Here is a 12,955-nt window from a genome sequence, read left to right as displayed (position 1 = left end):
TGATTTACAATTGAATATTAGTTTATACTTGCTCAGTTTTCAAAAACACCCGTTGCCATGATTTCATGGACAACGGGTGTTTTTTCTTATTTCACAGGAGCTTTGCGTCTTAGCTTGGGAGAAAGAGGCTTTTCTCGGGACACATCTGTTAGCCCCTTATCCACATTCATAGGGTCAGTGGATTTGTCATCTGTGGGTTCATCCTGCTTGGGTCTGACCGCAAACAGCATCAGCATAGCTGCAATGCCTCCCACTGCGGCCATCACGCCAAAAAGCAGACCATGTCCACTGCGACCCAGCAGCAATGAAACAACCGGAGGGCCTAACGATACCCCGACAAAGCGCATGCTGCTATACAACGAAGTAATGGTTCCGCGCTCCTCTTTTTCAATTCCCTTCGTAATGAGGGAATCCAAACAAGGCAGTGCGAGCCCAATCCCGCCGCCCCCTAATGTAAACAATCCGATCACCGCATAAATATTTTGGAAAAATCCGAGAATGGCAAAGCTGATCGTCAATACGGCCAAACCACTGAAACCGACCCACTTCATGCGCTTTTTGTGCTTGCCGATGATCTTGCCTCCTACATAAGAGCACAGACAGAGGGAAATCAGCGGAATGGCTAACACAAAACCTTTCCACACTCCATGGAGGTTGTAACGACTTTCCAGTATGTCAGATAAGTAAAACAGGACGCCAAAAATGACAAACATACAAATACCGCCCATTGCAAAAATAGCATAGAGCCAGCGTCCTTTTTCGGCAAGCACTTGCTTCACATTTCCCACAAATTCTCGAAACATAATCGGTTGGTTCTTACGCTTGGGCACATGAATCAGCCAAAGCACTAAAATGAGCGAAATCAGACAGAGGCCCGGAATCACCGCCAATGGCAAAAACCATAGAACAGCTCCCAACGCAGCACCGAGTATTGGACTTAGCACTTTACCAAATGTGTTGTAGGTCTCAACTACCCCTAGGTTTTTGCTGGCCTCATCCTCATTTTCGTACAGATCGCCCACAAGCGGAATGACTATAGGAAAAGCCCCTGCCGCTCCCGCACCCTGAAGTAGACGGCCTGCAATAATGGTCCAGTAAGCTGCCAAATCGTGAAGCAGCCATGCTCCCACCGCAGAAATCCCCCCTCCAATCACAGTCAGAATCAGACAGGGAACAATCACCGCCTTACGGCCAAATCGGTCGGAAAGATAGCCCGCAATCGGTATCAGTAAAATGGCCACCACCGCATATACTGTAATCAACATACTAATCCGAAAAGAGCTTACATGTAGCTTACGTCCGATTTCCGGTAAAACTGGAATCAGCATGGAATTACCCAGCGTCATCATCAGCGGGATGGAACCTAACGCAAGCAGATTCCCTTTATTTTGTTGCATCCCGTTACCACCTTTGCAAAAGTAATAACACAGCTGTTCTGATTCGTTCAACAGATGTTATTGTGTTTACATTGGTGGGAATTTATGCGGCTACACTTTAAATCCACCGACCCTTGCATTCAGAAGTTGCGACATATCCGCCAGTGTATGAATGGAAGACGCAATTTCCTCCATGGAAGCCAGTTGCTCTTCAGCCGCCGCACTGACACTCTGGGTTCCCCCTGCCGACTGCTCTGCTACTTCACGAATACGTTCTACTGCTTCCACCATTCGCTCGGAACCGCCGGACATTTGTTCTACGGACCGGTTTACACTGTGAATCTGTTCGCTGACCTGTTGAATGGAACTTCCAATCTGACGAAATGCGGTTTCTGCAGATTGCATGACCTTTACGCCAGACTGCACTTCAACCGTACCTGTCTGCATACTGGAAGCGACATTTCCAACATGCTCCTGAATATTTTGCACAAATTGTGTAATTTCTGCTGCTGAAACTGATACCTGCTCGGCCAATCTTCTTACCTCAGAGGCTACAACAGCAAATCCTTTCCCCTGCTCTCCGGCTCTTGCCGCTTCAATCGACGCGTTGAGCGCCAGCATTCCTGTCTGTTTGGCTATTCCGGTAATAACAGCTCCAATCATGCCAATCTGTTCGGCCTGTTCACTAAGTGAACGCACAGCACGTGCAGAGCTGTCTACACTTTCGCTTACCTTCTCCATCTGACGCATAGCCTGACCTATAGATTGTTCTCCTGCTTCTGCATCTTTAGCGGCTGTATCAGATAATTCGTACACCTGCTGGCTTGTAGCTGCAATATGCTCCAGTTCGTGGGCTAGCTCTTTCACGGTATCTGTAGTTTGTGTAATATCATCGACCTGATGCTCCATACCAGCCGCTAGCTCTTCCATTACACCGGAAGTATGACGATTGGCCTGATTCATTTCCTCTGTACTTACGCTAACCCGCTCTGCGGTTACGGTTAATGTACGCGCCGTATCTTGAGCATCCACTATAATACTGCGGAATCCCTCAATAAGCTTGTTGTAGGAGCTTGCAATCATACCGATTTCGTCTTTAGACGTAATATCCAGTCGGCTACGCAAATCTCCCCCACCTTCAGACATTTCCAACAGCTGCTCATTCATATGGTGTAATGGACGAATGGAACGAATCAGCACGATGGATTGAAAAATACTGTAAATGATAACTAGAAGTCCTACAATACTCGTAATCAAGGATGTATTCGTCATCGTTTGGTGCGCTTGCTGTACTTTCACCGTCACCATATCCTCTTGTGCTTTGACAAAGGCTACTACCTTGGTATCCAGTTGCTTGCGCAACACCCGTTCGTTTTCAAAATCATCGAGCAAATCAGAAAATGGCGGGAAAGCATCATCTCTCGTACTCTGATACCCCGCTGTTGTCAGTAAATGATGAACTTGATTCATATAGGTATTAATCCCCGTCTTGAGATCAGTCATCTTTTTCATAGAATCCTCATTGCCTGTACTAAGCAGAGCTTCTGTCTCCTGTAGCAGCTTTGTAACTTCACTCTGCTTGTTTCCGATCTCTCGCCCGTACTGTTCGTCACGTGTTAGCAAATATGCCCGCTCATCGTTAGATATGCCGTTTAACAAAAATTGAAGAGACTTCGAGTTATACGCAATAGCCTCTTCACGATTCATAATATCCTTGTACTCATTCTCACTATGTACGCTTAAAATGTAATTGGTCAGCAGCATGGCTGCAATCACACTCGGGATCAGTATCGCGCTAAGAATCATTTTGGCTTTAATTGTTAAATTCATGAATCGGTCCCCCAGTTATTTCTGAATAAAATGTCCAACTTACTATATATCGTTTTATTCGACTGTTTTTTTGAATGAAACAGAAAAAGTGTATAGATTTTTAAATATATTTGTGTCTATTCAGTGAACATATATATCTTTTTTAATATCAAAAAACAAATAAATTCAAAATTAGGTAAATGAACTGTTTTCCGTTTGTAACCTTCGAATTCTAGACTATAAAAGTGATATACTATGTATTGGTATGCCATAAGCCTCAAGGAGGATCTGCATGAAAAGCCTGGAACTCAAGCCACTTATTCACGTGCTTAACGAGTTGGAAACTCGCAGCTGCCTTATTGAGCAGCAGGGTAACATGATCATGAATTACTATCGTGAACCTCAAATTGCTAACGAACTCTATAAAATAAATTCCTGTACCAAAAGCGTGATTTCCGCATTAGTTAGTATCGCTATGGACCAGCAACGGGGACCGAAACCGGAGACACCAATCCTCGAATTCTTTCCCCAGTTGGCCACAGATAGTGATTCTCAAAAGCGTGATATTACGATTGAACATCTGCTGACGATGTCCGCAGGCTTTAACTGGACGGAATTTGGCGGGCAAAATTCTTTTCCTACCATGAGCAAAACGTCAGACTGGGTGCAATTTGTGCTTTCACAGCCATTATCGGATGTGCCAGGCACGCGAATGGAATACAGTTCTGGCTGTTCTCAACTTTTGGCCACCATATTACGTAATGTTTCTGGACAAACAGTTGTTGAATTTGCCGAGCAGCAATTATTCCAACCGCTCGGTATCGAAAGCTACCATTGGGAGACCGATCCTCAGGGCACGCATACGGGTGGATTCGGACTGCATCTCAGACCGATGGACATGCTCAAATTCGGGCGGCTTTATCTGAACGAAGGAGGCTGGGAAGGACGGCAGATCATCCAAACAGAGACAGTCCGATATTCAACCCGTCCGTTTCTTCCTGCTGCCAAACCACAAAAAGCATTTTACGGCTGGCACTGGTGGACTTCTTCCTTTTCAGATGAAACAGAGACAGGAACTGAAAGAGAATATTTTTACGCTCTCGGCTTCGGTGGGCAATACATTGTTGTCGTCCCGTCGTATGACATGGTTGTTGTCGTTACCGCTGATAAATTCAAAAAGAAACGGGCTCCTGTGGATATTTTCCGGCAGTATATTGTACCGCTGCTACTCCAGCAGAATGGATAGGAATAGATACCGAAGCTAAAAGTTGCAACTGGTCTCTAGCAAAAATCTGCATCAAAAAGGGCTTGCCTGTTGGATCAGGCAAGCCCTTTTTTTACATATAATCGCTACATTATGACATACTTCATCCACTTTCTAGAGCCTTACCTAGCCCAAGTGAATCGTAAGCTCTTGCTGTCCGCTGGAAGCTGGTGTAATGATTACACCCTGTTCTCCCGACTGGCTGCTGCCTTCCTCCACTTGAACAGCCTCGTAAATACCGCGCAGGACTATCGACCATGGTTTAACAGCACCTTCTGCCTTCACCGTAATAACAGAATCCTTGCGGCTGGCAATAACCGTTAGCTCTTCTTCACCTGACGTATTCACGATAACCGTTCGAGCTTGTTGCCCCTCTCCAAGCTCAAACAAATGAAGCGCCACTTGATCTGCATAATCATAGTCCGGACGACTGTCCTCATGACCAATTGCCAACAGTGTGTTCGGCTTCACGAGCACAGGCAAGGTTGTAAAATCATGATACTCGTTGACCCAACGACCACCAGACATGCTCTTGTTTGTTAACAAATTCGTCCACTGACCCTCAGGTACATAATACTGTACACTGCCTTCTTTATTAAAGATCGGAGCTACCAAAATGGAATCTCCTAGCATGTATTGTCGATCGAGCGTTGCACAGGTTGGGTCCTGCGGGAATTCCAACACCATAGCCCGCATCATCGGCAGTCCCTTCAACGAGGATTCCACAGCAGAAGCATACAGGTGTGGCATCAGCGAGCATTTGAGTTTGGTAAAGCTGCGTACCACGTCGACTGACTCTTCGTCAAACAGCCAAGGAACACGGTACGACACGTTTCCGTGTAGTCGGCTATGGGAGGATAAAAGTCCAAACTGCACCCACCGTTTGTATAAGTCCGGCGCAGCCGTTAGTTCAAAGCCGCTAATATCATGGCTCCAAAAGCCAAACCCACTCAAGCCAAGTGATAATCCGCCCCGCAATGATTCTGCCATCGACTCATACGTCGACGAGCAGTCTCCGCCCCAGTGAACTGGGAACTGTTGCCCCCCGGCCGTAGCAGAACGTGCAAATAACGCTGCTTCATTTTTACCCAGCTTTTCCTCCAGCACTTCAAACACTGCCTTGTTATACAAATGCGTATAATAATTATGCATTTTCATTGGGTCAGAGCCATCATGATAAACTACATGTGTTGGAATACGCTCACCAAAGTCGGTTTTGAAACAGTCCACGCCCTGATCGATCAGCACCTTCAGCTTATCCTGGTACCATGCGACAGCAGCCGGATTCGTGAAGTCAACCAGCCCCATCCCTGCCTGCCACAGGTCCCATTGCCAAACGCTGCCATCAGCTGTTTTGACCAAGTAGCCATTCTCCATGCCTTCATCGAACAAAATGGACTTTTCTGCAATATACGGGTTGATCCATGCGCAGATTTTGAGGCCCTTAGCCTTCAATCTCCGCAGCATGCCTTCTGGATCTGGGAACATATCTTGATCCCACTGGAAATCACACCATTGGTATTCCTTCATCCAGAAGCAGTCAAAATGGAATACCGAGAGTGGCAGATCCCGCTCAGCCATCCCGTCCACAAAATGGTTCACGGTCGCTTCATCATAATCTGTTGTGAACGAAGTGGTCAGCCACAAACCAAAGGTCCAGGCTGGTGGTAATGCAGGCTTACCCGTCAGCTTGGTGTAATTGTCCAGTACCTCTTTAGGGTTAGCTCCACCAATAATAAAATACTCTAACGATTCGCCGGAGACGCTAAACTGAACCTTTGATACATTTTCCGATGCAATCTCATAGGATACCTTTTCCGGATGGTTGACGAACACACCATACCCTTTATTCGATAGATAAAATGGAATGTTTTTATAGGCCTGCTCACTGCTAGTCCCGCCATCTTCATTCCAGATATCGACCACTTGACCATTTTTTACGAACGGGGTGAAACGCTCTCCGAGTCCGTATACGTACTCACCGATGCCCAGCTCCAGCTGTTCTCGGAAAAAAGGCTGATCCTGCGGGTCTGTAATATAGCCTGGTCCCCGATGTCCGCTGCCTGTGACTTTACGATCCTCGACATAAAATCCTACATCCCAGCTCTTCCCACGACCGACTCGCACACTCAGATCGCCACTTTTCAGTACCGCTGCGTCCTCATCCACTGTAATATCTACCTCTGTTGGCAAGGTGTGAATTTCAAAATTCGGACCCTGATGCACCCGTCCCTTATGGTGGTTCAGACGCACCCGAATGACATTCGGCATGGGCGAGCTGTAGGTCGCTTTCAGCAACGCTCCGTTCAGTGTATCTCCTTTGTGCTCGATCCGGTGGGTCGCTGCATATACCGTCATGGAAGCATCGTCCGTCACAATATCACGGATATCAGCAGGATTTTGTATTTCATAGCCCTTGCGAACCATCCAATAGCCATCAGTAAATTTCATCTGTTACTTCCTCCGCTTCAATCTTTATTTCTTGATCCCAAATCGCTTGTTGGATTTTTGCGAAATCCTTACTATAATAATATTGATTTATGTAAGGGTTTACTTCGTTTATTTTGACGTATTGTATCAATATTTTGATGTTTTCTATATAAATCAGTTTGCAGAAGAGGAGTCGTTGAAATGCAAAGGGAAATGTTGCGGGAAAACCGCATTCACGGCAATCCCATGTACCCAGTCAGCGTATATCCGAGCGTAGAGCAGTTGAACGGAAATAGTATACTGGAATCTCATTGGCATGAAGAGATGGAGTTTATCGTAGTGGAGCAGGGAAGCGCCATTTTTCAGACGGATATGGTCTATACGGAGGTTAACAAAGGTGAAGCCCTTTTTGTCAACAGCGGCGAGCTTCACGCCGGTTATTTACAAAAAAGCCCTCGCTGCATATTTTCTGCGGTGGTGTTTCATCCAGACATGCTGCACAGCCGCACGCAGGATACGGTACAGACGCAGTTTATTGACCCATTTATCAGTAAAAAGCTTGTCCCTCCCCCTCACATTCAAGGCGTGCAGCCCTGGGAGCAAGAGGTGCTGGTTACGTTGCGACACATTATCACCAGCCATGAGCAGAATGCGCCTGCCCGTGAATTGGCGACCAAGGCGCAGCTCTATAGCATAATTGCCTGCCTGTTTCCACACATGACCCCTGCTAACGGAGAGGATGTGATTATGGCGGGTCAACGCAACAAAGTTGAACGGATCAAAAAAGCGCTGGCGTATATCAACAGTCATGCTCATGAACCTATACGTTTACGGGAGATCGCAGATGAGATTGGAATGAGTGAGGGGCATTTTTGCCGTTTTTTTAAGCAGATGGTTCAGAAAAGCCCGATAGAATATATCAACTATCATCGGATTCAGAAGGCTTGCAGGTTGCTGGAGCAAAGTGATTGCAAAGTGGTTGATATTGCGCTGGATGTTGGTTTTGACAATTTAAGCTATTTTATTGCGACCTTTAAAAAATGGAACGGCCTGACCCCTTCGCAGTACCGTAAGCAGCACGAAGCAGATCAGGCGCTTGCTGTCCCTTATATAACAGACTAATATGCCATAGGGTAAATCATTTATTCTTTTTGGGCTTCAAAAGTACTAAAATTATTTTTCTACCTCTTAACTTAGTAAATATGTAGCCAGCTACACCTCCTAAAACAGAGGGAATTAACCATCCTAACCCTACATTATATAATGGAAGAAGATGATTGAAAAAGTCATTAATTACATTGATTTTTATTCCAGCAGCATTCAAGCCATCAAATAAACTAACGATAAAGGTTAATATCAAACTGCCTTGATATACTTCTGACTTTCCTTTAAATACGGGATGTAAAAAAGTTAAAAATATAAGAGAAATAGCAATAGGATATATTGCCATTAATACTGGCGTTGAAACCTTAATAAGCTGTGTTAAACCTATGTTGGCTACAAGAGCACTAAATATAGATAACATGAGAGCAACTCTTTTGTATGAGACTTTCGGAAATAATCCATGAAAAAAAGAAGAGCAGGAAGTAATAAGCCCCACACTTGTCGTTAAACACGCTACTGTAATCATTAAGCCTAATAGAATAGAACCATAAGATCCAAAATAATAGGAGGAAACCTTAGCTAGCACCTCAGCGCCATTTCCCAAAACACCCAATTTTTCAACGCTAGAAGCTCCCATGTATGAAAGAGACGTATAGATAAAAGCTAAGAGTATAACCGCAATTGCTATCGCTTTGGCACAAATGATCATCAACTCTTTTTTTGTAGTGACTCCTCTATCCTTAATTGCATTCACAATGATAATTCCAAAAATAAAGGCTACAAGAGCGTCCAATGTTAAATAACCCTCTTGAAAGCCTTTGAAAAAGACATTCGATGTATAACCTTCCGCAGGTTCTTGGAATTTTCCTATTGGGTGAATAATAGCTACAATCACAAGTAATCCAATGAATGTCAATTTAATGGGTGTTAAGAACTTTCCGATAACATCAATAATTTTTGTAGGATTAAGTGATAACAAGCATGCAACTCCAAAAAAAAGAATAGTAAATACAACAAGTGCGACAGGATGATCTGCATTGTTAGAAAAAAAAGGTTTTACTCCAATTTCAAATGACACACTACCGGTTCTAGGAATTGCATATAAAGGCCCGATGGCCAGATAAAGAATTGTTGTAAAGACTAGACCGAATACAGGATGTACACGACTCGCTAAAGTTTGCAAATTGCTTTTGCCTGAAAAAACAAAGGCTGTGACGGCTAGTAATGGTAAGCCAACTCCGGTAACCAAGAAACCCGCATTGGCTACCCATACATTCTTTCCAGCCATTTGCCCAAGCATAGGTGGAAAGATTAGATTCCCTGCACCAAAAAATAAGGCAAATAGCATTGAGCCTATAATGATAATAAAGGACGAAGAAACACTTTTCGACATAATAAATCCTCCAACTACGAACTCACAACAATTTGTTTTTATTCGTTTTCTTTTTAATTTGTATAATATATGTTAATAGAGCCTAGTGATAACCCGTGCCTTTAGGATGAGTGGGTTTCGTCTTAACTCATCGTTACACAATACTCTATATACGATCAGTATTTCAAGTAACTTTGTACTTGCAGAATGAACTTAGTGAGCTTAATGAACTATAAGAGAATTTTACACTTAGGACTTATTTCTTACAAGATGTAGATATAGTACTATTCCTCTTCAACATATTTAAAATAGTTTGAGCCCCAATTTTAATCCATATCAGGATCTGCTGTTTTATCCGAATTCTCAACTGATTGAAATAAGCACAGGAAATCTTGGGAAAATGCCCTATGGAAGCAAATGAAAAATCCTTACAATTAATAGTACAGACAATACATATTGACGTTGACAACACATTGAGCGGCTACAATTTGAAGGGGTGCTTAAACATGATGAATTTGGCAAAACGCAACTATTGGTCTCTGAGTATTTTTAACTTCGCTTATCTGTTTACATGGTCTGCCGCCATGTCTTTTTTTGTCATTTGGCTGGGACAAAGCCTGGGAATTTCAGAAACCTACACGGGATTTCTATATGCGGCTAACTCAATCGTGGCCCTGATTATGCAACCCCTGTTCGGTTACTTATCCGACAAGCTGGGTCTGAGAAAACATCTGCTGTACATACTCTTTACGATTCTTTTGCTCGTCGGACCCTTTTTTATTTATGTGTACGGTCCATTACTACAAACGCAGTTCGTCATTGGTGCCATTGTTGGTGCGCTATTTATCGGCCTGGTATTTAATGCAGGTAACGGTGTCGTCGATTCGTATATGGACAAAGTTTCGCGTAAATACGGCTTTGAATACGGACGGGTTCGCATGTGGGGTTCACTTGGGTGGGCGGCGGCTACTTTTGTTGCAGGACGGGTCATCAATATCAATGTAAATCTGACCTTCTGGATTGCCTCGGTATCTGCCGTTGTTGCCATGATCTGCATCTTCCTGACCAAAGTCGAAATGTCCGGACAGGAGCAGCAGAAAACAGAATCGTTGAAGCTAATCGATGTGCTGCATCTCGTGCGTACCAAAAAGTTCTGGTTTCTTATGCTATTCATGGTTGGCGTGACCCAAATCTATGAGGTATATGACCAGCAGTTTGCCACATACTTCGTATCGCAGTTCAGTTCCAAAGCGGAAGGAAATCAATTCCTCGGTGATTTGAGCGCTGTGCAGGTTTTCCTGGAATTTGTGTTCCTTTTCGTTACCCCTTGGTTTGTGAACAAAACGACCGCCAAATGGGCATTAATTATTGCCGGGTCGATTATGTCTCTGCGTATTATCGGCTCTTCGTTGCCATTCGGTTCCATATGGGTAGCTGCAATGAAGATGATTCACTCCCTGGAGAAACCGCTTATTCTGGTAGCCATCTTCAAATACATTACCGTTAACTTTGACCAACGCTTGTCCTCTACCATGTACCTGCTGTATTTGTTTATGGGCTCCCTGATGGTTTCCATTTTCTCGCCCATTGTGGGACATATGTATGAAGTATTGAATTTCCCGATAACTTATGTAATTCTGGGTTCCATTGCAGGCCTGTTCACCATCATATCCTGCTTTACACTGACAGCAGACAAGAAGAATGGTAAGCGGTATCTGGAGGAACGTCGTAAACAGGATCTGAAAAGAGCAGCCAAAAAAGCTGAAGCCGTTCATTCGTAATCTAATGGTTTGAGCTTAACAAAACAGCGGCAGTCTAAGACTTTTTTTCTCGTCCAAGGCTGCCGCTCTTAACTCCACTTGATTTGAAGCTTATTTTAAATCTTGAATACCGACACCGTTTGATTCATTTCTTCCGCTCTCTTGGCAAGCATGTTAGCACCTGCTGACACTTCCTGCATGGATGCGGTAGTTTCCTCGACTACGCTTGCGACTGTTTGAGTAGAATCTGCAGCACGTTCGGAGATTTCAGCAATTTTCTTCATCGATTCAACCATAGAAACGGTTCCTTCATTTACGGATCTTGCTTCTAAAGCCGCCGTGTCCACCTCACTACCCACTTCTTCAACGGCACCCACAATCTCAGAAAAAACGTTACCTACACCTTCGACAAGCATCATGCCTTCATTCAGAGATTGAACACCTTCATTCATTGAAACCACAACTTCATCTGTTCTTAATGTGATTTCGTTGACCAGCGAAGAAATCTTGCCCGTTGCTTCACTTGCTTGTGCCGATAAATTGCGTACTTCATAAGCGACAACCGCAAATCCTTTTCCCTGCTCTCCCGCTCTTGCAGCTTCTATACTCGCATTTAGTGAAAGCAAATTGGTTCGGGCTGCTATATCACTGATCATAGCTGTGATCTGTTTAATCTCCGCCGACTTTTCGCCTAGAATATTTACCACTTCAGCGGATTGAGTTACCTTGGTATGCACATCTCTTATTTGGAAGACAGTCGAAGACATTTGGGTTTTCCCGTTGTTTGCTTTTTCTTGTGCTTGGGTTGTGAGATTAGCCACATGAACAAAGCGATTGGTTATGTTGTCTACACTTTTAGAAACGTCTACCGTGTAATTCAGCGTTTCAGCTATATCTGCAAGCTGTGTCTGAGATCCCTCTGCGACTTGAGTGGCACTTATAGCTATCTGCTCGGTAGCGATGCTCGTCTGTTCCGCACTGGCCGTTAACTGTTCAGCCGTAGAGGCAACCAGTAAGGAATTATCCACAACTTCCTTTAAAAGGTTGCGCAGTGAATCGCACATTTCATTAAAATCGGATGCCAGTTCCCCGACCTCATCTTTTGACCGGACTCTAAGGGGCTCCACTTGCAGGTCCCCCCTCGTTACCAGCTTTATCTGTTCCGCAATCTTTAATATGGGCTTAGTGAACGATTGAGCCAGTAAAAAAGAACCGATAATTCCTAGGATCGTACATATGATAGTCAGAGAAATCATCAAAATTCTACCTGAATGGTAAGATTGACTCGATTGATTAGCGGCATCAGTAGCGTACTGCTCATTAAGTAACTTCAGTTTATTTACATTGTCTAATGCTGCCTTATAAATAGAAGAATTTCCATGAATGATCATGTAGGCCATCACTTTGTCGTTTTCTTCCATGGCAGCGGAAACCACCTTTAGATGGCGAAGATACATTGCCCACTGACCATAAAAATTGGTGAACAGTTCTTTTTCCTCTGCCGTAGAGGCTAAACTTTGATATTCATTTACACTCTTATCCATTGAAGCTGTAGCTTTGGTTAATTCTTCTTGATAAGTGCTGCGAACAGCCGCATCCTCTTCAAGTATCAATCGAACGGTGAGTCTATCGATTTCTGTAATCTGCTTATCCATACCCTGAAGAAGAATAACCGCAGGCAAAGACCTGTTATTTACCTTATCAGAAGCCTCACCCATTTCCGACATCTTAATGACGCCTATAACACTTGAAAGGGACAGTACGATAACCAGTATGAGCGCTGCACTAATTATTTTTTTCTTTAACGTTAATTTAAACATCTTTATCTTCCTCCCGTAAC

The 12,955-nt window shown here is 44.0% G+C and carries 8 protein-coding genes; 3 read left to right on the top strand and 5 right to left on the bottom strand.

What is annotated here, in order from left to right:
* Window positions 1–86: 86 nt before the first annotated feature.
* Together ACWGXJ_RS09655 and ACWGXJ_RS09650 are read right to left on the bottom strand one after the other, a co-directional pair.
* Complete coding sequence (locus ACWGXJ_RS09655; protein WP_452566640.1) at window positions 87–1,397, bottom strand: MFS transporter; 1,311 nt, start codon at window positions 1,395–1,397, stop codon at window positions 87–89.
* A gap of 90 nt (window positions 1,398–1,487) precedes the next feature.
* Window positions 1,488–3,206, bottom strand: coding sequence for a methyl-accepting chemotaxis protein (locus ACWGXJ_RS09650; RefSeq protein WP_452566639.1), 1,719 nt, complete (start codon window positions 3,204–3,206; stop codon window positions 1,488–1,490).
* 271 nt (window positions 3,207–3,477) lie between these two features.
* Here ACWGXJ_RS09650 and ACWGXJ_RS09645 point away from each other — a divergent pair, with 271 nt between their 5' ends.
* Entirely contained in the window at window positions 3,478–4,431 is a 954-nt protein-coding gene (locus ACWGXJ_RS09645; RefSeq protein ID WP_254325867.1) for a serine hydrolase domain-containing protein, read from the top strand.
* 144 nt (window positions 4,432–4,575) lie between these two features.
* Here ACWGXJ_RS09645 and yicI read toward each other — a convergent pair whose 3' ends face one another.
* Window positions 4,576–6,900: an alpha-xylosidase gene (yicI, locus tag ACWGXJ_RS09640; RefSeq protein ID WP_452566638.1), complete on the bottom strand. Its 2,325-nt coding sequence runs from the start codon at window positions 6,898–6,900 to the stop codon at window positions 4,576–4,578.
* 180 nt (window positions 6,901–7,080) lie between these two features.
* Here yicI and ACWGXJ_RS09635 point away from each other — a divergent pair, with 180 nt between their 5' ends.
* Window positions 7,081–8,001 carry an AraC family transcriptional regulator gene (locus ACWGXJ_RS09635; protein ID WP_452566637.1) on the top strand — a complete coding sequence of 307 codons (921 nt, stop codon included), beginning with the start codon at window positions 7,081–7,083 and terminating at the stop codon, window positions 7,999–8,001.
* A gap of 16 nt (window positions 8,002–8,017) precedes the next feature.
* Here the strand turns inward: ACWGXJ_RS09635 and brnQ are convergent, their stop codons facing one another.
* A complete protein-coding gene (gene brnQ / locus ACWGXJ_RS09630; RefSeq protein WP_452566636.1) occupies window positions 8,018–9,376 on the bottom strand; it encodes a branched-chain amino acid transport system II carrier protein in 1,359 nt (452 codons plus the stop codon).
* 485 nt (window positions 9,377–9,861) lie between these two features.
* On the opposite strand from brnQ, the gene ACWGXJ_RS09625 reads away from it, so the two are divergent.
* Window positions 9,862–11,136: an oligosaccharide MFS transporter gene (locus ACWGXJ_RS09625; RefSeq protein WP_452566635.1), complete on the top strand. Its 1,275-nt coding sequence runs from the start codon at window positions 9,862–9,864 to the stop codon at window positions 11,134–11,136.
* Window positions 11,137–11,231: 95 nt separating this feature from the next.
* On the opposite strand, the gene ACWGXJ_RS09620 is transcribed toward ACWGXJ_RS09625, so the two are convergent.
* Window positions 11,232–12,935 (bottom strand): methyl-accepting chemotaxis protein, encoded by a 1,704-nt coding sequence (locus tag ACWGXJ_RS09620; protein WP_452566634.1) that lies wholly within the window; start codon window positions 12,933–12,935, stop codon window positions 11,232–11,234.
* Window positions 12,936–12,955: the final 20 nt, after the last annotated feature.

The sequence above is a fragment of the Paenibacillus sp. S33 genome, assembly GCF_053615415.1.
This window is presented reverse-complemented; position numbering and strand designations above follow the sequence as displayed.

Bases quoted from the DNA above. Each gene is read 5' to 3' on its own strand.
- ACWGXJ_RS09625 (WP_452566635.1), top strand. From the start codon at position 9,862: ATGATGAATTTGGCAAAACGCAACTATTGGTCTCTGAGTATTTTTAAC.
- ACWGXJ_RS09645 (WP_254325867.1), top strand. From the start codon at position 3,478: ATGAAAAGCCTGGAACTCAAGCCACTTATTCACGTGCTTAACGAGTTG.
- ACWGXJ_RS09650 (WP_452566639.1), bottom strand. From the start codon at position 3,206: ATGAATTTAACAATTAAAGCCAAAATGATTCTTAGCGCGATACTGATC.
- brnQ (WP_452566636.1), bottom strand. From the start codon at position 9,376: ATGTCGAAAAGTGTTTCTTCGTCCTTTATTATCATTATAGGCTCAATG.
- ACWGXJ_RS09620 (WP_452566634.1), bottom strand. From the start codon at position 12,935: ATGTTTAAATTAACGTTAAAGAAAAAAATAATTAGTGCAGCGCTCATA.
- yicI (WP_452566638.1), bottom strand. From the start codon at position 6,900: ATGAAATTTACTGATGGCTATTGGATGGTTCGCAAGGGCTATGAAATA.
- ACWGXJ_RS09635 (WP_452566637.1), top strand. From the start codon at position 7,081: ATGCAAAGGGAAATGTTGCGGGAAAACCGCATTCACGGCAATCCCATG.
- ACWGXJ_RS09655 (WP_452566640.1), bottom strand. From the start codon at position 1,397: ATGCAACAAAATAAAGGGAATCTGCTTGCGTTAGGTTCCATCCCGCTG.